This is a genomic window from Acinetobacter sp. BD54, assembly GCF_044778325.1.
Classification (GTDB): domain Bacteria; phylum Pseudomonadota; class Gammaproteobacteria; order Pseudomonadales; family Moraxellaceae; genus Acinetobacter; species Acinetobacter baumannii.
The window spans coordinates 511,086-536,989 of record NZ_JANJEP010000001.1 but is presented as its reverse complement, the minus strand read 5'-3'; the positions used below and the strand labels follow the sequence as shown (position 1 = coordinate 536,989).

The window sequence follows — 25,904 nt, the reverse complement described above, 5'->3', positions numbered from 1 at the left end:
TTTGTTTATAATAGAATTACCCTTTTTTTACTAAGTTATTGCTTAGCTATGCTTGATCATTTAGAACAATTTCTTCCCAATAAAGAACCGTCGAGTATTCAAAACTTCCCCTTTTTCTGGATTTCCCAAGTTAATGGTAAATATTCACAACTTATTGAAAAATCTATAAAGAAACTTGGCATTGATAATACTCGCCGCAAAATTATTTTAAGCACTAATGCGCTTGGGGAAGCCAGTATCACTGACATTGCCAATCTTTCTACTTTAAAACTCACAACAGCAACAAAGGCTGTATATCGTTTGGTAGAAGATGGAATTGTGGAAGTCTACTCTTCCACCGCTGATGAACGGATTTCGATGGTAAAATTAACAGCCAAAGGTGTTGAGCTGGTTGAACAGATTAACCAAATTAGTGTGGTTACCTTAGCTGGGATCCTCAATGCTTTTTCAGAAGAAGAACTGCATAATCTAAATCATCAGTTAAAAAAATTATTTGATCTCATGCCATCAAGTTAATTATTTCCATCGACACTAAATTAACTTGGCTCTAGAGCAGTTAAAGCTATTCTTTCTTTAGCTGCTCACTATAAAAAATCTAATATAAATAATAAAATTTATTAAATTCAAATACTTATAACAATTAAATCCCCCCAATAGCTCACTTAACATACTTTTTAGGTATCTAAACATACTTAACAAGTAATGGAATTTTACATATAAAAAGAAAATAATAATTCAATAATCTAGTCAGCATTACTATTTCCGTTTGTGTTAAGTCACCTTCTCCAAGGCCCCTTACCAAACCAAATTCAATCATTTCTAGCCGTTTCATTATTCATTTCAAATGGGGACGTATCAAAAATTTTGAGGATGAATAGAAGCTAGAGATCAATTTCTTTAAAGCGTTTTATACATAAGGATTAAGTGTATGAACCAAAGTAATATCGCTGTTGAAAGGACACAAAAGAAAACCAATGCATATGCATGGTATGTGGTCATACTTTGTATGTTGGCCTATATATTTTCATTTATTGACCGTCAAATTCTGGCCTTGATGATTGAACCCATCAAAGCAGACCTTCAACTTTCAGATACTCAATTTAGCTTGTTACATGGCCTTGCCTTTTCACTATTCTACGCTGTGATGGGCTTACCATTAGCCTATATTGCCGACCGTTTTTCTCGACCAAAACTGATTTCAATCGGGATTATTGTCTGGAGCTTAGCAACAGCAACTTGCGGTTTAAGTAAAAACTTTATTCAACTATTCCTAAGCCGTATGGCTGTGGGCGTTGGTGAAGCAGCTTTATCTCCAGCGGCCTATTCAATGTTTAGTGACATGTTCAGTAAAGACAAACTAGGCCGCGCGGTCGGGATCTATTCAATTGGTGCTTTCTTAGGTGGAGGTATCGCCTTTTTAGTTGGCGGTTATGTGATTAACCTGCTTAAAGGCGTGACACTCATTGAAGTTCCTTTATTAGGTGCACTCAAAGCATGGCAAATTGCCTTTTTAGTGGTGGGATTACCCGGCATTATTATTGGTTTGCTATTTATTTTGACAGTTAAAGATCCTGCACGTAAAGGACAACAACTCAACCAAAGCGGACAAGTTGACCAAGTTAAATTCACGCAGTGCCTACAGTTTATCAAGAAACATGCAAAAACTTTTGCTTGTCACTATTTAGGTTTTACCTTTTATGCAATGGCACTCTATAGCCTAACTAGCTGGACACCTGCATTTTATATTCGTAAGTTTCAACTCGCACCGACTGAAACAGGCTATATGCTCGGTACGATTCTGTTAGTCGCAAATACATTAGGCGTATTTTGTGCAGGCTGGCTAAACGACTGGTTTATTAAAAAAGGACGCCAAGATGCACCGATGTTCACGGGTGTGATTGGTATTGTTGGCCTGATTATTCCAATTGCATTTTTCACCCAAACAGATCAACTCTGGCTTTCAGTAACTTTGCTCATTCCTGCAATGTTCTTTGCCTCCTTCCCACTTGTGATTTCGGCAACAGCATTGCAAATGTTAGCACCCAACCAATTTAGAGCACGCCTTTCTGCCCTATTCCTTTTGGTAAGTAACTTAATTGGACTAGGTGTTGGTACAACATTAGTGGCAATTATTACAGATAAGGTTTTTGGCAATCCATTAATGGTGGGTTCTTCTTTATCTATTGTGGGTGGTTTGTCCTGTGTACTGGCTTTGGCTCTACTTTTTAAAGGCTGTAAATCCTTTAGTGAAAGCATGAAGCTTGAAAAATTACGTTAATTGAAGCAACAGCCACTTATAAAAACAGGAGTTCCCTTTAAACAATTTAGGGAACACCACACCAATATTTCACAATACGTAATGCCGAGGACTGGCATATATCTTGGAAATGGATTATGGAATTATTTCACCGTTTTAAACCACACACTTTAGCTGTTGCCACTTTAATACTTATGTGCAGCAGTTCTTGGGCTGCAAATCCAAATCAGCAAACTGAAGATGAGTGGAAATTCACTTTAAAAAATGCCTATATCAATCGTGATTTTGATAATGACGCCCTTAAAGATACCGGTAGTTGGTCTCAGGCAGCATCTTTATTTTATAAATCGAAAATGCATGACACTCCACTAGTCATAGCAGATAAACCTATTACAATTGGAGCTGACGCTTCCGTTCAATACGCCGTACGTTTGAGTTCAGACAAACATGTCGCAGATACTGTTTTGCCTTTTAATAAAGAAACGCAATCTCAAGCATCTGATTATCTAAAATACGGCGCGACTTTAAAACTAGGTTATGACAAAACACTTTTAAGTGTCGGTGAACTCTGGCTAGATTTACCTGTAACGGCTGTTGATGCTAGCCGCCAGTTACTCACCTCGTATTGGGGAACCAATCTTAAATCACAACTTTCAGATCAACTTTATGCCGAAATTGGCCGAGTGGAAAAAGTCTCGCCACGAAATGAAGAAGATTTTAAAAAGTTTTCGTTCACAGCAAATGGAATTACCAAAGAATCTGATGGCTTAAATTATATTGACCTGCGCTATCAATTTACGCCGTCTTTAAAAGGCGAATATTATTTTGGTAATTTAGAAGATCTCTACAATAAACACTATGTAGGGCTTGAGCATACGTGGAAACAACCAACTTTTGCCCTGACTTCCAAATTTAAATATTTTAATGCGAAAGATGATGGCAATACCTTTGATATTGATGCCCAGAACATTGGTTTACTTGAAACCGTCAAAGTAAAAAACCATACCTTTGGTTTGGGTTACCAACAAATTATTGGAGAGTCGGCTTACCCTCTACCAGATGGTTTCTTGCCAGAAACCTATTTCATTAACTGGAATGCTACAGGTTTCTTTAAAGAAGATGAAAAGTCTTACCATGTCATGTATGGCTATGACTTTAAAGATTACATTCCCGGCTTAAACGCAATGGTGAAATATGTTTATGGTCATGACTTTAAAGCAGCTAATGGTGAGAAAAACCACGAAACTGAGTCTAATGTGATTTTAAACTATGCATTTCAGCAGCCGCTCTTAAAAGGCTTTGCCCTGCAATATATTCGTATTGACTACAACGTTAAACACGGCAATGACTTTGGCGAAGACCGTTTATTCGTCAATTACACCAAAAAATTCTAAATAAAAATTACCCCCTAAAATTTAGGGGGTAATTTTTATCCTAATTTATTAACCAATCTCAAAGGTAAAACCTTCATGGCAATACTCATTGGTAACCACGGCCACTGCGGTACATACGCTTTCACAGGTTGTTTTTCGATCGCTTTGACTAAAGCTTTACACCCTGTTTTGGCATCGACTTCAAAAGGTAGATGTTTAGCACCTTCATTCATTTCAGTTCGGATGTAACCTGGGAAAATGGTTGAGACTTTAATTGGAGTATCTAGTAATTCAGCGCGAATACCCTCGGCCAAGTGAGCAACTGCAGCTTTACTCGCCGCATAGGTCGATAAATGTTTTGGTAATCCGCGCATCGCACTCATAGACGACATGACCACCAAATGACCTGCATTTTGCGCTCTAAAAATTTCAATCGCTGCCTCACACTGTGCTAAAGCAGAGATAAAGTTTGTTTCGGCCGTGGCTCTGTTAATTTCAAAATTACCTTTACCAATACGGCGACCATTTCCGACTCCGGCATTTACAATAATTCGGTCTAAATAGCCAAATTCTTGTTTAAAGGCACGAAAAACTTCAAAAACCTGATCGTAATTGGTAACGTCCAGACTTTTCGCAATGACTTTAATACCGTACTGATTCTCAAGTTCCGTTTTTAAATCTTCCAATCTGTCTAAACGGCGTGCACAAATCGCCAAGTTATAACCTTTTGCTGCAAATTCATGCGCCATACCTGCGCCTAAACCAGAACTTGCACCTGTAATTAAAATTGTCTTCGCCATGCTTTTATCCTTATTTTAAATCCATGTCAGTAAATCTGGACGCTCAGCTTTTATAAAATGGTGTTCATTTAAACTTAAAACCTGAGCTTCATTTCCAACTAAACGTAAAGTCGTGAGGCTTGTATTGGTAATTGCCCAATTCAAAGCAAAAGTTCGATTAGGGCTCAGTTCAAGCAGCTTGCCAATTGCTACCGAAATCACACCACCCGAGGTAAAAACGACTGCATAACGAGGTTTGGTTTTTGCCAACTCATCACAAAGTTGCTGTAGCGCCGTTTCGACTCTATTTTTAAAATGCGGCCAAGACTCATCATATTCATGATGAAAATCGCCTTCGGTCCATCGTTCAATCGCACCTTCAAAGATTTTGGCAAGATACGCGCGAGGGTTATGCTCTTTTGCGACATCGGCTTTTAACAGTTCAGGCTGTTCAAAACGCGGCTCATAACGGGCAAAAACCTGTTGATGGTTAAACTCATTCCATAAATTATTATGATGAATTACCGCATCTGGAAAACATTCTTTTAGTGCAAGCTGTGCAGTTTGTTCATGGCGCTGCATAGTTCCTGCAACTACATAAGGTTGTTCTTTCAATATTTTCTTAAAATATTGGCCTAATAAAGTCGCTTGAGCTTCACCATTTTCAGACAACTCATCATAGTTACTTTTACCAAATGATGCCTGTCCATGCCTTACCAGATAAATTGTGGTCATCTTCTTAAAATACCCTGTATTTTCTGTAGAGATTGCTGAGCAAATTCCGATTCTTGCAATTTTTGCTGGGCGATAAGTTTTAAAGCTCTGATATGTAGCGCATGAATGACAATCCAGAAATCTTTAAAAGCAGGGTTTCGGGTTTGTTTATGGTAATAACGATAATAGATTTGCTGAGCAATCACGGCTAAACGGAATACACCAAACACTTCATAAAAAGTCCAGTTTTGAGGTTCCTGACCAGTTTTTTGCAAATAATAGTCAACGACTTCTTTACGAGAGAACATTCCCTTTAAATGGGTAGGCTGACGGCGTGTCGATCTAAAAATCATATTATCCGTGGGCTCAACCCAATAGGCCAAAGCGCTACCTAAATCCATTAGAGGATCACCCAAAGTCGCCATTTCCCAATCCAGTACCCCAATCACTTCAGTTGGATGTTTTGGATCTAAAATCACATTATCAAAACGCCAATCATTGTGAATAATACAAGTTGTAGAATCTTGAGGGATATTATCGTTTAGCCATTTTCGGACATATTTAAATGAAGGAACATTGATTGTGCGGACTTTCTCATAGCGCTTATCCCAACCTTCAACTTGTCTACGGCAATACCCTGTACCTTTGCCTAGTTCAGCTAAAGGCGTGTTCTCATAAGGAACTTGATGTAGCTCGATCAGCTTATCAATAACGTTTACACAAAGCTCATGAACATCTTCTTCAGTAAAGCCAAGCTCAGGCGGTAATTTTGCACGAGGAATAATTCCTTCAATGCGTTCCATGACATAAAAATCACAGCCAATAACGGTTTCATCCTGACAGAGTGCCACCATTTTAGGGAGTACTGGATAATAAGGCGCAAGATTTTTCTGCACCATATATTCACGGGCCATATCGTGGGCTGACTTCGCTTTTGTTCCTTTTGGGGGACGCCGTAAAATTAAATCGGTATTTTCATATTTTAAACGATAAGTCCAATTCGACGCCCCACCCGTATATTGAGTAACGACTGCTGGACCAACTAGCTCAACACCTTGGTTTTTTAACCAGTTTTCAACTGCCCCAATATCAAGTTCTTCACCATCACGTACTTCACCGCCTACATCAATTACCGACATATTCACTTCCTTTAAACTTATACTTTCTTATGACGACCATAACCACGTTTGGCCAACTCTAATTTGGCAATCATGCCTTTATGTACTTCATCTGGACCATCAGCTAAACGTAAACTGCGTGCTTGGGCAAAGAAACCTGTTAATGGCGTATCTCTTGAAACGCCCGCACCGCCATGTAGCTGAATTGCCATGTCGACTACTTTTTCTAATACGCTTGGAGCGACTACTTTAATTGCAGATATTTCTGTTAAAGCTGCCATATTTCCTAAAGTATCCATTTTATAAGCAGCATACAAGGTTAAAAGTCTAGCTTGATCTATGGCTACTCGCGCATCGGCTACACGCTCTAGGTTTCCGCCGAGTTTTAAAATTTCTTTGCCAAACGCCGTTCTAGACATACCTCTATCAATCATAAGCTCTAATGCTTTTTCAGCAGCTCCGATACAGCGCATACAATGATGAATACGCCCCGGCCCTAAACGACCTTGTGCAATTTCAAAACCTTGACCCGCTCCACCAATAAAGTTTTCAATAGGCACTCGAACATTATTAAAGTGAACTTCACCGTGTCCATGTGGCGCATCGTAGTCACCAAACACAGGTAACATACGTTGAATTTCGACACCCGCCGTATCAATCGGTACTAAAACCATAGAGTGTTGATGGTGGCGGTCTTTAGTTTCATCTGGAGTATGGGCCATAAAAATAATGACTTTAGCATTTGGATCACCTAAACCAGACGACCACCATTTTTTGCCATTTAAAACAATTTCATTACCGTCAATGAGTGCGGTCGCTTGCATATTGGTGGCATCACTTGATGCAATATCTGGTTCAGTCATGCAAAAAACAGAGCGAATTTTTCCGTCCAATAAAGGCTCTAACCATTGTTGTTTTTGCTGTTCACTGCCATAGCGCCATAACACTTCCATATTTCCCGTATCTGGTGCATTACAGTTAAAAACGGTTGGTGCTAATAAACTACGACCAGTTAATTCAGCAATATGCGCATATTCTTGAACAGTTAACCCTGCACCGAGTTTTTCATCGGGTAAAAACATATTCCAAAGGCCTGCCTGTTTGGCTTTAGATTTCAAAGTTTCTAAAAGCTCAGGCCACTGCCATTTTTTCCAGTTTCCATCTGGATTTAACTCGTGAACTTCTTCCCAAAATTTTGCTTCGACAGGTTCTATTTCTTCCAAAATAAATTTTTTAGTTCGTTCAGCAAAATCTTGAGCTTTCTTGGAGAGTTCAAACATTCTTTTTCCTTTACATCATTATCTAGTCTTTACATCAACATAACTTGAAACTTAATATGAATGAAATGATTTTATTAAATAATGCATCATGAATAATATTCATAACCTACATGGTCTAGACCTAAGTTTTTTTCACCGAATTGATATCAATTTATATCCGCTTTTTATCGCGATTTATGAGCAAAAAAGTATTTCAAATGCAGCAAGTAGTCTTAATATTACACAGTCAGCAGCAAGTCATGCTTTGCAGCGTTTACGCCAGCAACTTGAAGATGATGTATTTATACGTGTAGGTAATAAAATGTCTGCAACGCCTTTTGCAGAACAGATTTATCCGACTGTTAAGCAAGCACTTTTAACCATTCAAAATATTAGCCAACAGAGACATGTGTTCGACCCAACCAGTTTAAAAAGCTTAAAAATCGCCGTGCATGATGAAATTGAGCCAATTATTCTTCCAAGATTGGCTCAACATTTTCAAAATCTTAATTTAGATTTGCAGTTTGTCAGTATGAAGCTAGATCGAAAACACATCATGGCGGACTTGGCGACACAGCAGCTCGATTTCGTGATTGACCTAGAACAATACTTGTCTCCAAAAATTACCTTTGATCATTTGGTCACAGATGAGTTCGTTATTTGCAGCCAACTTAAAGAAGTCGATTTAGCTAGTTATATTAGTGGTCGGCACATTGGGGTTTCGTCACGCCGTACGGGCGCTTTACTTGAAGATATTTATTTAAACCAACACCAAAAAATTTCAAGAAATGTATTTATGCGCTGTCAAAACTACTCAACCGCGTTACAAGTCTTGGGAGCCCAAGCCGACGCAATACTCACCATGCCCCGTATGATTTTGCAGCATTTATCTTATAGCCCTAAGATTCGGTTACATTCTCTACCTTTTGAGATGACCAATATTAAAATGGGTATGTTTTGGCACGAAGATTTAAGGGATAATTTAAGGCATCAATTTTTGCGACATGAAATTATTAAACTTTTTCAGTAAAGCAAATTGATCTACTAAGCTTCTATCGTACAAGGACCAGTGATGAGTAAAGATGAACGGATAATCCAGAATCAGGACAACAAAAAAACGATTCGTCATGAAGATTACATTGCTGGTATTGGTAAAGGCATGGCGATTTTAGATAGCTTTAGTAGTAATCAACATCGTTTAAACATTTCTATGGCTGCTGAAAAAACTGGGCTCACCCGAGCTGCAGCAAGACGCCATTTATTAACTTTAGAATATTTAGGTTATCTTGAGTCAGATGGTCACTATTACTATTTAACCCCTAAAGTTCTTAAATTTTCAGGAGCTTATTTAGGTGCAGCTCAGCTTCCAAAAGTATCTCAACCTTTATTAAATCTTCTAACTAACCAAACCTCTCTCATTTATTCGGTGATGGTACTTGATGGTTATGAAGCCATTACGATTGCCCGTAGTGCTGCTCACCAACAAACTGACCGCGTAAATCCATATGGTTTGCACTTGGGTAATCGCTTACCTGCTCATGCAACTTCAGCGGGTAAAATTTTACTGGCACATTTAAGCCAAGAAGAACAATTGGACTGGCTCCAAAAATATCCGCTTCAGCGTTTAACTAAATATACGCATGTCGAAAATGATAAATTTTTAGAGTTACTAAAAGAAATTCGAGAACAAGATTGGTGTTATTCACGTGAAGAGCACGAATTAGGTGTCCATGCGCTCGCCGTACCGATTTATGGACAAGACTTTAAAGTGGTTGCTGCTTTAAACATTGTTTCTCCAACCATGAGAACAACAGAAGAATATTTAATTCAACATATTTTGCCGCTATTGCAAGAGACTGCGCGGGATTTAAGACAAGTTCTTTAAATCTTACTTAGGCTATTTCCATAAGATTAATTTTATTTTTGCTTAGGCTATTTGGTTAAATAAAATGATCAGAATGTATGCTTAGGCTATTTCTAAAAGTAATTAAATGGGATTTTTAAATAGCGGATGCCATTCGCTTCAGGTTCCGGAAAATTTCCACCGTTCATATTAATTTGAATTGAAGGCAGAATTAATTTTGGCATTGCCAAAGTAGCATCTCTTTCTTGACGCATTTTTATGAATGATTCTTTGGAAACTCGTCGATTTAAATGGATATTGCTTTGCTTTTGAGTTTTTATATCTGTTTGACAGATATATTCATCACGACCTTCGGGCTTATAGTCATGGCATAGAAACATACGCATATCGTCAGGAAGTGTATAAAGCTTTTGTACCGAATCATAAAGCTCAGCAGCACTTCCTTTAGGAAAGTCGCATCTGGCCGAACCATAATCGGGCATAAATAAAGTATCCCCGACAAAAACAGCATCACCAATCACATAGCTTAAACAAGCAGGTGTATGCCCTGGTGTAGGAATGTTATAGGCTTCTATATCCCCTATTTTGAAATGTTCATAATCTTCAAATAGATAATCAAAAGGCTGATTTTCATTAAATTTCTTAAAATCAAAATTATAGATAGCCGAAAATGTTTCTTGTACTACCGAAATTTTTTGACTAATCGCAATTTTACCGCCTAATTTAGATTTTAAATATTGAGCCGCAGTCATATGGTCCGCATGTACATGGGTTTCTAAAATCCATTGCACTTTGAAATTTTGCGCCAAGACATAATCGACGATCAGATCAGCATTAGTTGTTTTTGTAGTGGCCGATGCGGCATCGTAATCAAGCACGCTATCAATAATAGCGCATTGAAGAGTCGCTAAATCTGCAACAACATAGCTAAAAGTATTGGTATTTTCATCAAAAAAATCTTTTACTAGAGGTTGTTGCATATCTTTAATTTCCTTTATTTAAAATTCGGTAAATAAACATTCCTACTAACATCGCGACAATAAAATAAAGTGCTTCAAAATGCCCTAATCCAATAAGAGTTAAAGCGGGCGCTGGACATATACCTGCTATTCCCCAGCCTATACCGAAAATAAAAGCGCCTACAATTAACCTTTGGTCAATCTGTGTATTTGTTGGTAATTGAATTTGTTCATTAAAAATCGTTTTTGGTTTTTTAATAGCCCTTTGAAACGGAATAAATGCCACAGCAATAGCACCTAGCATCACAAACATTAAGCTAATATCCCATTGTCCAAAAATATCTAGAAACCCTAAAACCTTTGCAGGGTTAGACATACCAGAAATCATTAACCCCAATGAAAACAAACCACCAAATATAAAAGCAAAGATATTTTTCATAAGATTACCCCAGCACATGGCGAATGATATAAACAGTCAGCATGCCAGCAAACATAAAAAGTGCGGTCGCTATTATTGAGCGTTTTGATAGCCTGCTCATTCCACAAATACCATGCCCACTTGTACAGCCTGATCCAAGTCGTGTACCAAAACCAACAAGTAGCCCTGCCAGAATAAGTACAAATGAATTGGCTTTAATTTCGATTTCAGGCTGATAGAAATAACCATATATGAAAGGTGTAATCACGAGTCCTGTAATGAACCAGAATGCAGAACTTTTAAATATATCTCTAGATGGGCTAATGAATTGAGCAAGCAAACCACTAATTCCAGCTATACGACCATTTATATATAAATACCCAACTGTTGCGATACCGAGTAATAAACCACCCACAAAGGCATAGACAATACTTGACATATAAGCACTCTTAACAATATATGTTTTTATAATCTGTATTATACGCTGATTCTTTTAGAAATACTTAATATAAAACTTTTAAGTTTATAATTCTTCTTAACAAGAAAAAACCCCAAGATTTTGGGGCTTTTATCATTAAATTAGATCTTTAATGCCTAATTGTTCAGGTAATTTTTCCATAACTTTATTTAATCTATTATTTGCTGGAGAGATACAACCTGTGTAATGGCTTAATTTTGTTTCTGTACCATTGGGTTGAATCCAGGTGATGTAATAGCTAGGCATATCGGTCGCAGTTTGCTGACAACCTGCAGTTTTAGATTGGGTTCCTGTTTGCGGGCGATAAGTTTTTAGTTCATCAGCAAGTTTTTGATAATCTTTTACGCTACCTTGAATTTCTTTAACGCCGATTGCTTTTGTATATTGCTTACCTTCAAAACGAATTAAACCTGTAGGTGTTACTTCTACTGAGTAAATTGGGCATGCGCCGAAACATGGACTAGAAGCATAACGAATGGTTTCTTGTGTATTAGGTGCTTGTTGAACAGAAGCACAACCCATTAAAGCCAAACCGGATAAAGTTGCAAGAACTAAAAATCTCATTACATCACCTATTATTATCAAGTGGCATTAATCTAACAAATCATATGCAAATTGTCATTAAAGACTCATTTTCATAGTATTATTTGCTATTACTTAGGCTATTTTTAGTTATCAAGAAAATTAAAATATAAAGCACATAAAAAAAGGCCCATCGTTAGATGAGCCTTAAGCCAATTAAAGCTTAAATTCCTGAAATACAAATTATTACTGGGTAGTAATAACCTGCGCCGACCATTCTATCTTAATGCAATACATTATTTAAATATAATATAAGTATATATTTACGCTCGTTTTTCCAACAAAAAAAACCTGTTTTTCAAGGTTAAAAACTCAATAATGTTTATTTTTAATTAAAATTCACAACTTTAAGTTAAACAAAACTTAATAAATTTTAAAATTTTATTTATAGGTAAAACATTATAAAAAAATGCTTAATAGTTCGGCTATATCTAGTGTTCAGGATGAATCAATTATAGGAATATTTTAAGTTTAGCAATAACTTCAAGCACTTTTTTACTATTTGGTAAAGCTATCTCACTAAAATTACAGAATTTACGCAAATACTCTAATAGAAAAAAGATATTAAAAAATAAGGGCAAAAGAGAATTTATCCTTTTGCCCTCTTTCATTATTTCTCTAAACTATATGCGATCACATAATCACCATGGTCCGGAGACTGACGTGCACCACCCGCGGTAACCACAACATACTGTTTACCTGTTTTAGGTGAAACATAGCTAATTGGAGTTCCCTGACTACCTACTGGCATACGTGACTTCCACAGCTCTTTACCTGTAGATGAATCAAAAGCACGCAAGTAATAATCTTGAGTTGCAGCAAAGAAGACTAAGCCACCTTGAGTTGCCATTGGCCCACCAATAGTTGGCATACCAATTGGGGCTTTCAAGCCCATCTTAATACCAAGTGGTCCAGTGTCCTCAACTGTACCAAGTGGTACTTGCCATGCAACCTGACGAGTTTTCATGTCAATTGCTGTCATGGTACCAAACGGTGGTTTTTGACAAGGAATACTTAAAGCGGACATAAAGCGGTTTTTATTCACTTTATATGGTGTACCTTTCATTGGTACAGCACCCATACCTGTATTTACTTTTTCGCCACCACTCGCCTGAATCTTAATATCTTCAGGTGTTTGTTTAATGAGTTGAACCCATAAACCAAGACGCATATCGTTTACGAACATGTAACGATGTGTCGGGTCAAAAGCAATACTACCCCAGTTCATGCCACCTAAAGAACCAGGGAAGCTTAATGAAACATCAGTACCCGGTGCGGTAAATAAACCTTCGTAACGCATTGACTTAAAGTTAATACGACACATCAGTTGGTCAAACGGCGTCGCACCCCACATATCTGACTCAGTTAAAGTCTGATTACCAATTTGAGGCATTTCAACAGAACGTGGTTGAGTTAAACTGTATTGCTCACCCGGAATATTTGCCGCTTTCACTGGCTGTTCAATTACTTTAGTTAGCGGTTTACCAGTTACGCGGTCAAGGACAAAGAATTGACCTGATTTGGTTCCAATCACAACAGCTGGCTTAGTCGTACCATCTTTTAATGGAAAGTCGACTAGACTTGGTTGCATTGGTAAGTCAAAGTCCCATAAGTCATTATGAACAGTTTGATATACCCACTTTTCTTTACCCGTTGTCGCATCAAGTGCCAAAACAGAAGTATTGTATTTGTGATCTAACGGATTACGGTTACCACCCCAAATGTCGACAGATGAACTACCCATCGGTAGGAACACTGTATTCATTTGTGGATCATATGACATTGCAGCCCAAGAGTTTGCCGAACTACGTTTATAGGTTTCACCCGGTTTAAGAACATAGTTAGGATCTGGATTACGCGGGTCAAATGCCCAGCGAAGTTTACCCGTAATCACGTCATAACCACGTATTACACCACCCGGCATATCTGCTGCCACATTGTCGGCAATACGGCTACCCACCACAATAGTTGTTCCAGCAATAGTCGGTGCAGAAGTCACTTCAAAACGTGGAGCCTTAGTCCCACCGCCTAGGCCTTCGAGTAGATCAACCGTTCCATTTACACCAAAGTCCGCACAGCGCTGACCATTATCTGCATTGACTGCAATTAAACGGCCATCTGGCGTATTGGTATATACACGACGTGGACAGGCTGTGTTGTTGGCAACAGTAGTGACTGGAGTTGCACCAGCTAAAGTTGGTTGCACCAGTGGTTTAGTTGAATCGAAGTATGCAACACCACGGCAACGTTCCCAAGCATCGGCTTTTGAGTTTACCTCAACTTTCCAGATCTGTTTGCCCGAGTCAGCATCTATGGCAAAAATGTTGTTATGTGGCGTACATAAAAAGACTTTATTTCCAACTTGTAGTGGCGTCATTTGGTCTTCGGCACCATTACCACTACCCGTTGTAAAATCACCTGTTCTAAAGCGCCACGCTTCTTTTAGTTTATGAACGTTATCTCGGTTAATTTGGTCGAGAGCAACAAAGCGACTACCACCCGCATCATTACCATAATTTTCCCAATTCACCTGTTTTTTTGCAGGGTCAACTGGCACTAAAGGTAGTTTTTCACCTGAGCTTGCTACTGTTGGATGCGGTTGGAACATTTGATAGAGCGCAATCAACATACCCACAACAACTAAGCCACCTACTGCATAGGCTGAAGATGCCAAACTAGTTTGAAATTGGTAGCGTCGAATTGAAGGTAAGGTAAATAACAACGCAGCAAAAAGACCAGCAGGAAACATTAACCGCGAGAATAACGGCCAAAATTCCCATCCAGCATCAATGAGTGACCAAATTACGGTACCAACAAAAACAGCCCCAAAAATCCAGACGCCCAGCGCTTTTTTTCGGAAAATACTAATTGCTGAAATGGTTATAAACAGTCCTGAGATAAGGAAATACCAAGAACCACCGAGAGATACTAGCTTTCCACCGCCCACGATATAAAAAATACCAGTAGCCAATAAAGCTAAACCTAAAATAAAACACCATATTTTGAATAAGATATGAAACTTAGAATCTGACTCAGACATAGATCCTACTCCACATATACTGAACCCGAATAGTTCAAGCATTTGGGCCAGTTAAACTATGTCTAACCAGCCATCAATATTATTAAAAATTAACTTTTACACTCAGGCCTGCCACCCAAGCATCATCGACTTCTTTCACACCAGCAGGTTGATGGATATATTGAATGTTTGGACGTAACATGACAGCCGGAGACCATTGATAGGTATAGTTCAACTCGACATTTAACTCGTCGTCTTGAATTGGAATATAGTCAGATGCAATCGAATCATAGCTATAGTATCCGCGGCTTTCGTTTGTCGCGATCTGTTTATCTTTAGCACGATCATTAACTACATAATTGGCAATACCAAAACCAATCGAATCATTTGGACGGCTATCAAACGGTCCCTTATACCAAAGAGCAAGTTGTTGTGTACTTTGAACAAAAGTCGTTGCTTTATCATTTACAACGCCATTAAAACTTACATATAAACCGCGTTTCGGATCTTGGCCGGCATGGCTAAGTTGTTGCTGTGCATTAATCCAGAAGCTTTGTTTTCCGTCATGCACTTTACCCGCAGTTTTAATATCATTAGCTTCTGCGGTTGAGTACAGCGCACCTACTTTATATTCACCCGGTAAACCATTAAAAGCAGCAAGTTTTGGTTTCCATGCAAGTTCAACTGGTATGGTAGCGCCCTTGACGTTATTCATATCCAGATTAAAACCATCACTGTTTGATTCGGTTTTAATATTGTCTGGATTGACCTCATACACACCAACACCTAAAGTCCACTCAGGCGCAAACTGATATTTAACGTTTGTCGCCCAAACACCGACTGGTGAGTTATACCAAATTGAACCGATTGATTTTCCTAGCTGTCCACCGCAAAGCAATAAGTTCTGAAATTCACATTGAGAACTATTAAAGTCCTCTGACATCCCCATACGGCCAAATTTGACCTGTACAGTATTATCAACAAAGCCTTTCTTTACCCATGCTTGGGATAAACGCCAGATTTTACCGCGACCATAAATTTCTTGGGCATTGCCCAATTGGCTAGAACGTGGGTCTTTAATACGCTCAAGAGTTAATGCATTGCCGTCACGTTTAGTCACGACTAGGCTCGCTGTTGTATCTTTCCAACCAGCAATTTTTTCTAAATCTAGGTTTGCACCTAAAGAAAGTTGTGCAGCATTTTCAAAAGTATTGCTGTCGTTGTAACCACCATCTAAATTTGTGGCACTTTGGCTCATAATAGAAGCCGTAAATTTATAGCCCTGCTGCTCTAATTGCTGGCGTTTTCCATTCCAGTCGCCTAGCAACCATTGACGGTCTTGTGACCACGGCTCATTTGCAAGTGCAAATTGGCTGCCCAATACAGCAATTGTTAGCACACTCAATTTCATTACATTTGGCATTTCAAGTCCCTTTTGTCTTTTCTGAAATGCGCCCCTGTTTTGAGGCGCTTTATTTTTTGTTATTTAACTTGCACAAACCCGAGCTCAGATGTAGCACCGAAGCGATCAGTCACATTTGCTGTAATTGAGGCAACTTTGACTGTTGGTTTCCAATTGGCTTTTGCTTTACCTTCGGCATCTGTAGCTACTGTTATTGTTCCTAAATATTGCTCAGCTTCTTTTGATGCCGCATTTTGGTTGCCAAAAAACTCAACTTGATAGCGTTGATTTGGTAAGCCATTAACTTCTACTGTAACTGAACCTTTATTCGCTGTTAACTTAGGAGCTTTAATACCCTGATTCGGCTGAGCATTACAGTCCTGTTGATTTGACTGAGTACATGTTTTTTGTTGTTTAGATGGGTCGACAACCACACCACCACCACGAGAACCTACAAATCCTGCATGCTCAAGTGCAGGAACTCCAAATACAATTGCCCCTAAACGCTGATCTGGTACACATGAACCACCTGCTTCACAACGTTTAATATCTTTACCATTGTCCCAAATCAGGTTTTTAGTTAATGTAATTCTTGCATTTGCATCTTTTTCAGAGCGGATGGCTACACCAATACGGTTACCATGTACTTTATTGCTATCAAGAATGTTGCCATCACCCGTCATATTGAAACCAATCGAGTTATTGGTCATTTCGTTGTAGGCGATATAGTTACGTTTGCCCCAGTTAATCTGTAAACCATCTGAATAGTTTTCGAATTTATTACCAACTACGGCATTGTCATTACCCCACAAAATTTCAATACCTTGTGATGGTTCTGGATTTGCTTTGGTTGAAACAAAATGGTTATTCGCAATTAAGTTAAAAGCAGCACCACGTGTCAGTTCTAAACCATCTCCATTGTCTTGGAAAATGTTGTCTAAAACCTTATTGTTATTAGTCGTGGTTGCAGTTGGGTTACCTTTACCATCATCACCCGTCAACATAACACCAGCACCACCATAGTTATTACTAATACGGTTATGTTGAATCAGGTTATTGCTTGAGCGGTTAATCAATACCCCAATACAGAAGCGATGAATGTCTAAACCTTTTAAAGTGACATTGTTGACGTCACGTAATACCAACCCCGGTAAAGTCATAGTACGTACATTGGTACCGTACTGCTCAGGGTTTGCACCTGGACAAGCTTTTGCACCTTCACCTTTAATATAGTTTGAACCATCAATTGCGATGTATTCGCCAGTTTTATCCCACTGAGTACCAATGATTTTGACGGGTGCTTTAATTTCAGGAAGTGCGCTGTTTAATTTAATCGCATAAGGTGCTTTGCCTACTGCTTGAATCAAAATTTCGCTAGCTTCGCTTGGGTTCGCATTAGCTTGTTCAATTGCCCAGCGTAAAGAGCCTTTATTGCTATCGTCTTGATAACGGTCAACCACATAAGTTTGAGCCGCAGCTATGCCTGAAACCATCAAACCTAATGCAAGAGTAGTTAAACGTAATGTATTCATTTCATCATATCCTTATGATTTACGGGTTTGTTGGTTGAACGGTTTGTAAAATCTGTTTGAGCTTAGTCACATCAATTTGACCCGGTGCAGAAGCCTGACCAATCATGCCAAAGCTATAACTTCCGCCCATATTGGCAGTCGCAACACGAGAAATCGTACCTAATTGCCCCATCGACATTGTCAATAATGGCTTAGTGGTTTGCTGGCTTACTTTTAAAGTTGCGTTCATTAAAGTGAAGACATCTTGTTTAGATTTAGGCATTACAGCAATTTTGAGAACATCTGCGCCCATTTGATCTTGTTTTAACAAGCGTTTTTCAATTTCATCTTGGCTTGGTGTTTTTTGGAAGTCGTGATTAGACATGACAACGAGCACTTTCTTTTGATGTGCTTTTTGAACAATTTCTGAAACTACTTTTTGATCACGGAACATTTCAACATCTAACCAGTCCATGAAAGGATTCTTTAAATAAGCCTGATAAGTCTTACCATAATCCACATCACTAATTTCAAGCTGGCCACCTTCGTTTTTGGTACGAATTGTGGCGATCATTGGCTTATTGCCTAAAATCTTTTTTAACTCATGCCCCAAAGCAATCACTTGTTTTGTATCACTCGCAAAACTGAGTAAATCGATACGAAACTCTGCCAAATCAGCATCTGCTGTATTTGCAATGACTTGAGCTTGTGCCAAAGCTTGTTCTTTGGTTTTTGCAGTAATCGGAACAATCGTTTTAACGGCTGTAGCGGCAGGTTGTGTTTGAGCGGCTAAAGCAACAGGTTCAGCATTCACCTGTGCAGTAAAAAATGGGAGTGCAAGCAAACTGAGGCTTAATAATGTTTTCATGTTCATATCGTTCATCCTTAAAAAGGCTACACGCATCCTTGAATAATCAGGTGTAGCCTTAGGTGTTTCTTAAATATCAAAAAATACAGTTTCGTCATCGCCTTGAATACGAATATCAAAGCGGTAAACAACTTCACCATTTTCTTCAAAACGTTTTGCAATAAGAGTTTGGCGACGTGGGGCCCATTCAATGCTATTTAGAATTGGATCGTTAGCATTTGCCTCTGCTTCATCTTCAAAATAAACACGTGTATGAAGACCCAAGTTAATACCGCGAGCGAAAATAACTAACGCAATATGTGGAGCTTGAGTTGAACCCTTACGACCTGCTGTCGCGCCCGGTTTAATCGTATTGAAACTCCAAACGCCTGTTTCAAAATCGGCACCTGTACGGCCCCAACCCTGAAATGCCGGGTCCGCTTTTTGCTCACGCGTATCTGCCTGACTTGGATAAATACCGTTCGCATCAGCCTGCCAAATCTCAATGAGTACATCACGTAGCGGTAAACCTAATCCGTCAAACACTTGACCTTCAAGACGAATACGCTCACCTTTTGTCTGGTCTTGAACCAACTGGTTATTAAAGTTATTTTCAAAAACTTCAATACCGGCCTGTTGTGGCAATAAACCAATGTGAACGTAAGGACCACCTGTTTGAGATGGAGTTTCTTTTAATTCCTGAAAATTCCAGTTGTTCATGCTCGTGCTCCCGATTAAGTCAAATCATTTTCGAAGTAAGTCGCTCGACGTCCACGTAAAGTGATGTCAAAACGGTAACAACGGCTATCTGCTTCGATAAAGTTGTTTTTATCTTCTAGTGCAATCAAGGCACGACGTTGATCTTCAGAAGGAATCGTTTTTAAGATCGGACAAGTATCAATGAGCGTATCGCCTTCAAAATAAAACTGCGAAATCAGGCGCTGAGCCCAACCATCAGCAATTAAAGAGAAATGAATATGTGCAGGACGCCATTCATTAATACGGTTACGCCATGGGTACGGACCCGGTTTAATGGTACGGAAAATATAAAAACCGTTTTCATCAGTTAAGGTACGACCACAACCACCAAAGTTAGGGTCCATTGCACCAATAAACTTATCGTTTGGATGGCGGTAACGACCAGAAGCATTGGCCTGCCATACTTCTAGAAGTGCATTTTTTACAGGACGACCAAATTGGTCACGAACATAGCCATGAACAATGACACGCTCACCAATTGGCAAACCATCTTTGGCATAGTTCAAAATCAAATCGTTATCTTTTGGACCAAACAAATTTGAAGAAAAATGCGGCGCAGTGACTTCAGTTAAAGTCTCATTAATTGAGATCAATGCATTTTTTGGCGAACGTAATACACTTGTTTTATAACCTGGCGTATACGCTGGTGGATGATCATCTGTATTACGTTGGGCGTAAGCACCCCAGCTATGTTGTGACATCTTTATCTCCTTAATCCTGTTCTTTCGCTGCAATTGGGTTTACTTCTATCCCCAACTCTTTAAAGACTTCTTCAGCCATATGCATTGCAGCGTTTGCAGCAGGTAAACCCGCATAGAGTGAACTGTGTAAGATCAGCTCTTTTAAATCTTCTTTAGTTACACCGTTGTTGAAACAAGCACGTAAATGCATGCGTAGTTCATCTTCGCGGCCCAGCGCCAATAAAATTGCGATAGTCACTAAACTACGGGTATGACGTGGTAAGCCTGGACGAGACCACACTTCCCCCCATGCATAACGGCTAATAAAATTTTGGAAATCTTGGTTAAAGTCATTTAGGTTCTGCAAAGACCGACCAACATGTTTTTCACCCAAAACTTCAGTCCGCACCTCAATGCCTTGTTTATAGCGTTGTTCATCATTCATTGTGATAGACCTCTATTAAGTTGCATCGGTATGCGCAACAATTGATTTAATAAATACCGCAACAGCAGCAGCGGTCGCTGGAATAAGTAATAAACTAAGAATGGCGGTAAACGACCAATCATTGCCGAGTAACACAGCTCCAATCCACGCACCAAATACCGCACCAAAACGCCCAATACCCGTCATCCAAGACACACCCGTTGCGCGGCACTGAGTTGGATAGAAGCGTGCACTTAACGCCGGCATCGAAGATTGCGCACCATTAATGGCGATACCCGCACAAAGTACCAATACTGCAAGTAAGGTTGAGTTGCCTAAGCTTTGACCGACAGCAATTGCAAATAGACCTGCGGCAAAGTAGAAAATGGCGATGACTCGGTTCGGGTTAAATTTGTCCATTGCCCAACCAATAAATAATGCGCTCACCACTCCACCGAACTGGAACAAACCGCCAATAAATGCAGCGCGCTCCATCGAAGCACCTGTTTCACGCATAAGTGTTGGTAACCAACTTGTTAGCAAGTAAACAACCACGAGTCCCATGAAGTAAGTCACCCAAAGCAAAACCGTACCTTTGGCATATGGCTTAGAAAACATAATTCCAAAGACATTTTTCTTTTGAACAACTTCTGTTTTTTCTTCAGGCACATGAAATGCTGTCGCATTTTGAATCTGTGCTGGTGCAATATGGTTTAAGATTTTGCGTACTTTTTCTGGATTCTTGCCTTTCACAATTAAAAAGCGGTAAGACTCAGGTAACACCAAAATCACTAAAATCATTAAAATTAAAGGTGACCAGCCGCCAAGTAAAAATAGACTGTGCCAACCGTAGGTCGGGATAAGCCAACTGCTAATAAAACCACCTGTAGCCATACCCAAGTTGTAGCCACAGAACATACATGTCACGAGTAATGAGCGAATGCGGGTTGGACAGTACTCAGAAAATAAAGTGGTCGCATTCGGCATAGCTGCGCCAAGCCCAATACCTGTCAAAAACCGCAAAACGACAAGGCTATCCAAGTTGGTTGCATAAGCAGATGCCAAGGTGAACCCACCAAATACAAGCATCGAAAAGGCTAAAACAATTTTGCGGCCAAAGCGGTCAGCTGTCGGGCCAGAAACTAAAGCTCCAATAATCATTCCACCAAGTGCAGCACTCATCACTGGTCCTAACTGAGAGCGATCTACGCCCCAGTCCTGAGCCAATGCTGGAGCGATAAAACCCATTGCAGCTGTATCGATACCATCAGTAAAAATAATTAAGAAACAGATGATTGCGATCATCCATTGATATTTACTAAGTGGAGCATCATTAATCAGTGCTTGAGCATCGATGCTTTTGCTTGGTGTAGCGTAATCCTGAGACGCCATATTTGCCTCCTTAAGGCCAATTCCTTTTAAATTACTAAGCGATTAGATTTGCTGAATAAATCTAGTCAATTCCTGAGTAAATCTTTGTGGTTGCTCAATATTAGAAAGATGGGATGCTTCGAGTTTTGCAAGCTGGCTATTATTAATTGCTTTCTGCATAAATTCGGCATCTGCTACTGTCGTTACCGGATCTTCTGTTCCTGCAATCAGTAGCGCTGGAATTTGGATTTGTGCAATTTCATCTCTCAAATCGGCATACGCTAAAGCGCGACATGCATTGGCATAACCTTGTGCTGGTGTGTTTGCGAGACTTTGAATCGTTGTCTGTGCAACCACATTATGCTGATAATCAAATTTTTCACTGAACCAGCGGGTATGGGTAGTTTTAACTAACTCGGCTAAACCATTTTTTTCTACCGATTCAGCACGACTTAACCAAGCCTCAGTCTGACCAATTTTGGCTGCTGAGTTTGCAACCGTAATACTATTAAAACGATTTGGATGATGAATACCCAACCAAAGCCCTGTAATTCCGCCCATTGATATGCCGCAAAAATGAGCTTTTTCAATATTCAAGGCATCTAAAATATCAACAACATCTTCAGCTAAGTTTTGCAATGTGGTGTCACTAATTACATCACTTTCGCCATGACCACGTGTGTCGTATGTAATGACATTAAAATGACTTTTTAATTCATTCAGCTGAGGTTGCCACATACCATGGTCTGTTCCTAATGAATTAGAAAACACAAGCACAGGAGCATCTTTTAGACCATCTGTATAAACTGCTAACTGTTTTCCTTGACGATTGCTAATAGTCTGTTTCACTTTGACTCTCCTTGTGCTTCTTTCAAAACCGCATCAATCTGTTGCTGAATATTGCCTAAATAGTTTTCTGGTTTGAAAATATTCCTTATCTCTTCTTGGCTAAACTGCCCTTTTACTTCATCTAGTTGGCTAACAACATCAAACAAATGCTGGTTTTGTGCTACTGCTGTTTTACATGCAGCTTCAACTAAATGATGAGCATTTAAACGACCAATTTTGGGAGCAAGTGCCATCATCACCGCTTCTGCCATAATCAACCCGTTGGTACACTCAAGGTTCTGTTGCATATGCTCAGCATTAACTTCAAAACCTTGTAGAACTTCACCAGTACGGCTTAATGCTCCAGCACAAAGCTGAAAGATTTCTGGAACTGCTAACCATTCTGCATGCCACGCACCTAAGCTACGTTCATGTTCCTGTACCATGCTTTGATAAATGCTAGACATCAGTGCTGGTACACGATTCGCCGCGGCCAATACGGATGCTGCCGCAACTGGATTACGCTTATGCGGCATGGTCGATGAACCACCACGACCCTTTGCGGTTGGCTCAAACAACTCTGCAATTTCAGTTTGCATCATGAGTGACCAATCCCGTGCCATCTTGCCCGTATTCCCGACAATCATCCCAAGCACACTTGCAATTTCTACAATACGATCACGCTCACCATGCCATGTACTTGTTGGTACAGTCAGATTCAGTTGCTTCGCAAATGCGCTGACCACAAGCGAACCTTGGTCTTGCAAAGAAGCTAATGAACCCACAGCACCGCCTAACTGAGCAGTGAGCACACGTGATTTCATAGCTTGTATACGGTCTAAATCACGTTTAAATGCAGAAGCCCAACGAGCAAGCTTATGCCCTAAAGTAATAGGTAAAGCTTGCTGTAACCATGTACGCCCAATCATGACTTGATGGCGATATTGTTTAGCTTGTTGTAATGCTGTGGTGTAGCACTGTTGAAGTTGACCTTCCACAATATTCAACGCATCACGGCATTGCAAAATACAAGCTGTGTCTAAAATATCCTGACTGGTTGCTCCCCAATGCACATAACGCGAAGCATCTTCATCAGTATCTTTAACAATTGCCGTAAGCTGTTTTACAAATGGAATTGCGATATTCCCAGCTAAGCCAGTTGCTACCGCCAAAGCCGAAAAGTCAAACTTTTCTAACGCCTGTTCAGCTACTTGGGCAATGGTATTTGCTGCATTTTGAGGAATCACGCCAACTTGTGCCTGCGCTTGGGCTAACGCAACTTCAACCTGAATCATGTAGGTGATTAAAGATGAATCACTAAAGATTTCAGTGACGTCTTTTTGGTAAAACAAGCTGGCATATAACTGGCTCATGATTAGACTCTCTCAATAATCAATGCGATACCTTGACCTACCCCAATACACATTGAACACAAGGCATAACGGCCACCTGTTTGTTCAAGCTGGTTTAAAGCTGTCGTCACAAGACGTGCACCTGATGCACCAAGTGGATGACCTAAAGCAATGGCACCACCGTTTGGGTTTACCTTGTCAGAGTTGTCTGGTAAGCCTAAATCACGGGTCACTGCTAAAGCCTGTGCAGCAAAGGCTTCATTCAGTTCAATTACATCCATCTGATCTAAAGTCAGGTTGGCTTGTTTAAGTAATTTTTTAATCGCTGGTGCCGGAGCAAAACCCATAATACGCGGTTCTACACCCACGGCTGTTGAAGCAATGATCTTGGCACGTGGTTTTAAGTTGTATGCCTGAACTGCATCATCAGAAGCAATCAATAGAGCTGCCGCACCATCATTAATACCTGAAGCATTTCCCGCAGTGACTGTGCCATCTGCTTTCACAACAGGTTTAAGTTTACTTAAAGCTTCAAGGGTGGTTGATGCACGAGGATGCTCATCGGTATCAATCACCACCGCATCACCCTTACGCTGAGGGATTTCAACTGCCACGATTTCTTTAGAAAAAAAGCCTTTGGCTTGCGCGCTTGCGGTGCGTTGTTGGCTCACCAAGGCAAACTGGTCCTGATCTGCACGATTGACGTTGAACTGTTCAGCGACGTTTTCGGCAGTCTGGGGCATGGTGTCTACACCATACAATTCTTTAAGTTTAGGGTTAATGAAACGCCAGCCCATGGTGGTGTCTTCAATCTTCTGGCTACGGCCAAAAGCACTATCTGACTTACCCATCACATAAGGTGCACGGCTCATGCTTTCTACACCACCTGCAATCACCAAGTTCGCTTCACCTGCTTTAATGGCACGGGCAGCAATGGCAATGGCATCGAGTGAAGAACCACACAAACGGTTAATGGTGGTTGCCGGCACCTGATAAGGTAACCCTGCAAGTAATGCTGACATACGGCCCACGTTACGGTTATCTTCACCAGCTTGGTTGGCACAACCATAGATCACATCATCGACCTGTTCCCAATCTACATTCGGGTTACGCTGCATGAGTGCTTTAATCGGCACAGCGCCAAGGTCATCGGCACGGACAGGTGCAAGGCCACCGGCGTAACGGCCAAATGGAGTACGGATGGCATCGATGATATAAGCGTTTTTTAATGTCATTTCCCTACTTCCTTACCCTTGAGTCGCATCAATCAAAGTTGCACCTGTTAAAGCCTGTAACTCATCAAAGCTAAGACCTTCAACTTTCTCAATCACCTTTAAACCATCTTTAGTCACGTCAATCACGCACAGGTCAGTGTAAATACGGTCAACACAGTGTTTACCCGTTACCGGATAAGTCAGCTCAGCGACAATCTTCGGCTCACCTTGCTTGGTGATGTGGTCTGTAGTGATAAATACTTTCTTGGCACCAACTGCCAAATCCATTGCACCACCAACAGCAGGAATCGCATCCGGCGCACCCGTGTGCCAGTTGGCCAAGTCACCATTGGCTGCCACCTGAAATGCCCCAAGCACCGCAATATCAAGGTGACCACCACGCATCATGGCAAATGAATCGCCATGGTGGAAAAAGCTGCCGCCTTCAAGCATGGTCACAAACTCTTTACCCGCATTAATCAGTTCAGGGTCTTCTTCACCTGCCGCTGGTGGTGGGCCAAAAGCCAACAGACCATTTTCAGAATGTAGAAAGACATCTTTATCAGCAGGTAAGTAGCTGGCAATCTTGGTCGGTAAACCAATACCCAAGTTGACATAGGCACCATCGGGAATATCTTGTGCCACACGCTTTGCAATCTGGTCACGGCTGAGTTTCTGGTAGCTCATGTTATTTCT

Annotated in this window: 25 protein-coding genes; 5 read left to right on the top strand and 20 right to left on the bottom strand. The window is 40.1% G+C overall.

Features of this window, described 5'->3' with window-relative positions; genetic code table 11:
• Nucleotides 1-48 precede the first annotated feature (48 nt).
• The 3 genes from NQ782_RS02630 to NQ782_RS02620 all read left to right on the top strand — a co-directional run bounded on the left by NQ782_RS02630 (nt 49) and on the right by NQ782_RS02620 (nt 3,651).
• A complete protein-coding gene (locus NQ782_RS02630; RefSeq protein ID WP_024433466.1) occupies nt 49-516 on the top strand; it encodes a MarR family winged helix-turn-helix transcriptional regulator in 468 nt (155 codons plus the stop codon).
• Nucleotides 517-928: 412 nt separating this feature from the next.
• Nucleotides 929-2,278 (top strand): MFS transporter, encoded by a 1,350-nt coding sequence (locus tag NQ782_RS02625; protein WP_001076619.1) that lies wholly within the window; start codon nt 929-931, stop codon nt 2,276-2,278.
• A gap of 116 nt (nt 2,279-2,394) precedes the next feature.
• Nucleotides 2,395-3,651, top strand: coding sequence for an OprD family outer membrane porin (locus NQ782_RS02620; protein ID WP_000418548.1), 1,257 nt, complete (start codon nt 2,395-2,397; stop codon nt 3,649-3,651).
• Nucleotides 3,652-3,686: 35 nt separating this feature from the next.
• Here NQ782_RS02620 and NQ782_RS02615 read toward each other — a convergent pair whose 3' ends face one another.
• Genes NQ782_RS02615 through NQ782_RS02600 form a run of 4 tightly spaced genes read right to left on the bottom strand, consistent with a single transcriptional unit; the run spans nt 3,687 to nt 7,521 of the window.
• Nucleotides 3,687-4,430, bottom strand: coding sequence for an SDR family oxidoreductase (locus NQ782_RS02615; RefSeq protein WP_001140447.1), 744 nt, complete (start codon nt 4,428-4,430; stop codon nt 3,687-3,689).
• A gap of 15 nt (nt 4,431-4,445) precedes the next feature.
• Nucleotides 4,446-5,144 (bottom strand): histidine phosphatase family protein, encoded by a 699-nt coding sequence (locus NQ782_RS02610; protein ID WP_000208318.1) that lies wholly within the window; start codon nt 5,142-5,144, stop codon nt 4,446-4,448.
• Complete coding sequence (locus tag NQ782_RS02605) at nt 5,141-6,262, bottom strand: phosphotransferase family protein (RefSeq protein ID WP_057093498.1); 1,122 nt, start codon at nt 6,260-6,262, stop codon at nt 5,141-5,143. Before NQ782_RS02605 ends, NQ782_RS02610 begins: the two co-directional genes overlap by 4 nt.
• 17 nt (nt 6,263-6,279) lie before the next feature.
• Nucleotides 6,280-7,521 carry an acyl-CoA dehydrogenase family protein gene (locus NQ782_RS02600; protein ID WP_000462455.1) on the bottom strand — a complete coding sequence of 414 codons (1,242 nt, stop codon included), beginning with the start codon at nt 7,519-7,521 and terminating at the stop codon, nt 6,280-6,282.
• A gap of 88 nt (nt 7,522-7,609) precedes the next feature.
• Here NQ782_RS02600 and NQ782_RS02595 point away from each other — a divergent pair, with 88 nt between their 5' ends.
• Together NQ782_RS02595 and pcaU are read left to right on the top strand one after the other, a co-directional pair.
• Entirely contained in the window at nt 7,610-8,530 is a 921-nt protein-coding gene (locus tag NQ782_RS02595; RefSeq protein WP_001059561.1) for a LysR family transcriptional regulator, read from the top strand.
• Between the two features lie 42 nt (nt 8,531-8,572).
• Complete coding sequence (gene pcaU / locus NQ782_RS02590; RefSeq protein ID WP_000030961.1) at nt 8,573-9,385, top strand: IclR family transcriptional regulator PcaU; 813 nt, start codon at nt 8,573-8,575, stop codon at nt 9,383-9,385.
• A 92-nt stretch (nt 9,386-9,477) separates the two neighbouring features.
• Here pcaU and NQ782_RS02585 read toward each other — a convergent pair whose 3' ends face one another.
• The 16 genes from NQ782_RS02585 to NQ782_RS02510 all read right to left on the bottom strand — a co-directional run bounded on the left by NQ782_RS02585 (nt 9,478) and on the right by NQ782_RS02510 (nt 25,895).
• Nucleotides 9,478-10,344 carry an MBL fold metallo-hydrolase gene (locus tag NQ782_RS02585; RefSeq protein WP_001187012.1) on the bottom strand — a complete coding sequence of 289 codons (867 nt, stop codon included), beginning with the start codon at nt 10,342-10,344 and terminating at the stop codon, nt 9,478-9,480.
• 4 nt (nt 10,345-10,348) lie between these two features.
• Nucleotides 10,349-10,762: a DUF6691 family protein gene (locus tag NQ782_RS02580; protein WP_000789128.1), complete on the bottom strand. Its 414-nt coding sequence runs from the start codon at nt 10,760-10,762 to the stop codon at nt 10,349-10,351.
• 4 nt (nt 10,763-10,766) lie between these two features.
• A complete protein-coding gene (locus tag NQ782_RS02575; protein WP_057093500.1) occupies nt 10,767-11,180 on the bottom strand; it encodes a YeeE/YedE family protein in 414 nt (137 codons plus the stop codon).
• 135 nt (nt 11,181-11,315) lie between these two features.
• A complete protein-coding gene (locus NQ782_RS02570) occupies nt 11,316-11,783 on the bottom strand; it encodes a DUF6438 domain-containing protein (RefSeq protein WP_001211835.1) in 468 nt (155 codons plus the stop codon).
• Between the two features lie 628 nt (nt 11,784-12,411).
• Nucleotides 12,412-14,841 (bottom strand): glucose/quinate/shikimate family membrane-bound PQQ-dependent dehydrogenase, encoded by a 2,430-nt coding sequence (locus NQ782_RS02565; protein ID WP_000004243.1) that lies wholly within the window; start codon nt 14,839-14,841, stop codon nt 12,412-12,414.
• An 82-nt stretch (nt 14,842-14,923) separates the two neighbouring features.
• The gene (locus NQ782_RS02560) at nt 14,924-16,243 is read right to left on the bottom strand and encodes a carbohydrate porin (RefSeq protein ID WP_001134249.1); all 1,320 of its coding nucleotides are present in this window, start codon (nt 16,241-16,243) and stop codon (nt 14,924-14,926) included.
• Between the two features lie 59 nt (nt 16,244-16,302).
• Entirely contained in the window at nt 16,303-17,754 is a 1,452-nt protein-coding gene (locus NQ782_RS02555; RefSeq protein WP_057093795.1) for a nitrous oxide reductase family maturation protein NosD, read from the bottom strand.
• Nucleotides 17,755-17,773: 19 nt separating this feature from the next.
• Complete coding sequence (gene aroD, locus NQ782_RS02550) at nt 17,774-18,601, bottom strand: type I 3-dehydroquinate dehydratase (protein WP_086231023.1); 828 nt, start codon at nt 18,599-18,601, stop codon at nt 17,774-17,776.
• Nucleotides 18,602-18,670: 69 nt separating this feature from the next.
• Nucleotides 18,671-19,300: a protocatechuate 3,4-dioxygenase subunit alpha gene (pcaG, locus tag NQ782_RS02545; protein WP_001067206.1), complete on the bottom strand. Its 630-nt coding sequence runs from the start codon at nt 19,298-19,300 to the stop codon at nt 18,671-18,673.
• Between the two features lie 14 nt (nt 19,301-19,314).
• Nucleotides 19,315-20,040 carry a protocatechuate 3,4-dioxygenase subunit beta gene (pcaH, locus tag NQ782_RS02540; protein WP_000077912.1) on the bottom strand — a complete coding sequence of 242 codons (726 nt, stop codon included), beginning with the start codon at nt 20,038-20,040 and terminating at the stop codon, nt 19,315-19,317.
• Nucleotides 20,041-20,050: 10 nt separating this feature from the next.
• Nucleotides 20,051-20,464 (bottom strand): 4-carboxymuconolactone decarboxylase, encoded by a 414-nt coding sequence (gene pcaC, locus NQ782_RS02535; RefSeq protein WP_000997505.1) that lies wholly within the window; start codon nt 20,462-20,464, stop codon nt 20,051-20,053.
• A gap of 15 nt (nt 20,465-20,479) precedes the next feature.
• Nucleotides 20,480-21,835, bottom strand: coding sequence for an MFS transporter (locus tag NQ782_RS02530; RefSeq protein ID WP_000168125.1), 1,356 nt, complete (start codon nt 21,833-21,835; stop codon nt 20,480-20,482).
• Nucleotides 21,836-21,877: 42 nt separating this feature from the next.
• Complete coding sequence (pcaD, locus tag NQ782_RS02525; protein WP_057093797.1) at nt 21,878-22,663, bottom strand: 3-oxoadipate enol-lactonase; 786 nt, start codon at nt 22,661-22,663, stop codon at nt 21,878-21,880.
• Nucleotides 22,660-24,015, bottom strand: coding sequence for a 3-carboxy-cis,cis-muconate cycloisomerase (locus tag NQ782_RS02520; protein WP_057093799.1), 1,356 nt, complete (start codon nt 24,013-24,015; stop codon nt 22,660-22,662). The genes pcaD and NQ782_RS02520 overlap by 4 nt, the downstream gene beginning before the upstream one ends.
• Before the next feature lie 2 nt (nt 24,016-24,017).
• Complete coding sequence (gene pcaF, locus NQ782_RS02515; protein WP_086231017.1) at nt 24,018-25,229, bottom strand: 3-oxoadipyl-CoA thiolase; 1,212 nt, start codon at nt 25,227-25,229, stop codon at nt 24,018-24,020.
• Between the two features lie 12 nt (nt 25,230-25,241).
• Nucleotides 25,242-25,895 (bottom strand): 3-oxoacid CoA-transferase subunit B, encoded by a 654-nt coding sequence (locus NQ782_RS02510; RefSeq protein WP_000121752.1) that lies wholly within the window; start codon nt 25,893-25,895, stop codon nt 25,242-25,244.
• Nucleotides 25,896-25,904: the final 9 nt, after the last annotated feature.

Coding starts and splice junctions, on each gene's coding strand:
- NQ782_RS02630 (WP_024433466.1), top strand. CDS start 49: ATGCTTGATCATTTAGAACAATTTCTTCCCAATAAAGAACCGTCGAGT.
- NQ782_RS02625 (WP_001076619.1), top strand. CDS start 929: ATGAACCAAAGTAATATCGCTGTTGAAAGGACACAAAAGAAAACCAAT.
- NQ782_RS02620 (WP_000418548.1), top strand. CDS start 2,395: ATGGAATTATTTCACCGTTTTAAACCACACACTTTAGCTGTTGCCACT.
- NQ782_RS02615 (WP_001140447.1), bottom strand. CDS start 4,430: ATGGCGAAGACAATTTTAATTACAGGTGCAAGTTCTGGTTTAGGCGCA.
- NQ782_RS02610 (WP_000208318.1), bottom strand. CDS start 5,144: ATGACCACAATTTATCTGGTAAGGCATGGACAGGCATCATTTGGTAAA.
- NQ782_RS02605 (WP_057093498.1), bottom strand. CDS start 6,262: ATGTCGGTAATTGATGTAGGCGGTGAAGTACGTGATGGTGAAGAACTT.
- NQ782_RS02600 (WP_000462455.1), bottom strand. CDS start 7,521: ATGTTTGAACTCTCCAAGAAAGCTCAAGATTTTGCTGAACGAACTAAA.
- NQ782_RS02595 (WP_001059561.1), top strand. CDS start 7,610: ATGAATAATATTCATAACCTACATGGTCTAGACCTAAGTTTTTTTCAC.
- pcaU (WP_000030961.1), top strand. CDS start 8,573: ATGAGTAAAGATGAACGGATAATCCAGAATCAGGACAACAAAAAAACG.
- NQ782_RS02585 (WP_001187012.1), bottom strand. CDS start 10,344: ATGCAACAACCTCTAGTAAAAGATTTTTTTGATGAAAATACCAATACT.
- NQ782_RS02580 (WP_000789128.1), bottom strand. CDS start 10,762: ATGAAAAATATCTTTGCTTTTATATTTGGTGGTTTGTTTTCATTGGGG.
- NQ782_RS02575 (WP_057093500.1), bottom strand. CDS start 11,180: ATGTCAAGTATTGTCTATGCCTTTGTGGGTGGTTTATTACTCGGTATC.
- NQ782_RS02570 (WP_001211835.1), bottom strand. CDS start 11,783: ATGAGATTTTTAGTTCTTGCAACTTTATCCGGTTTGGCTTTAATGGGT.
- NQ782_RS02565 (WP_000004243.1), bottom strand. CDS start 14,841: ATGTCTGAGTCAGATTCTAAGTTTCATATCTTATTCAAAATATGGTGT.
- NQ782_RS02560 (WP_001134249.1), bottom strand. CDS start 16,243: ATGCCAAATGTAATGAAATTGAGTGTGCTAACAATTGCTGTATTGGGC.
- NQ782_RS02555 (WP_057093795.1), bottom strand. CDS start 17,754: ATGAATACATTACGTTTAACTACTCTTGCATTAGGTTTGATGGTTTCA.
- aroD (WP_086231023.1), bottom strand. CDS start 18,601: ATGAAAACATTATTAAGCCTCAGTTTGCTTGCACTCCCATTTTTTACT.
- pcaG (WP_001067206.1), bottom strand. CDS start 19,300: ATGAACAACTGGAATTTTCAGGAATTAAAAGAAACTCCATCTCAAACA.
- pcaH (WP_000077912.1), bottom strand. CDS start 20,040: ATGTCACAACATAGCTGGGGTGCTTACGCCCAACGTAATACAGATGAT.
- pcaC (WP_000997505.1), bottom strand. CDS start 20,464: ATGAATGATGAACAACGCTATAAACAAGGCATTGAGGTGCGGACTGAA.
- NQ782_RS02530 (WP_000168125.1), bottom strand. CDS start 21,835: ATGGCGTCTCAGGATTACGCTACACCAAGCAAAAGCATCGATGCTCAA.
- NQ782_RS02520 (WP_057093799.1), bottom strand. CDS start 24,015: ATGAGCCAGTTATATGCCAGCTTGTTTTACCAAAAAGACGTCACTGAA.
- pcaF (WP_086231017.1), bottom strand. CDS start 25,229: ATGACATTAAAAAACGCTTATATCATCGATGCCATCCGTACTCCATTT.
- NQ782_RS02510 (WP_000121752.1), bottom strand. CDS start 25,895: ATGAGCTACCAGAAACTCAGCCGTGACCAGATTGCAAAGCGTGTGGCA.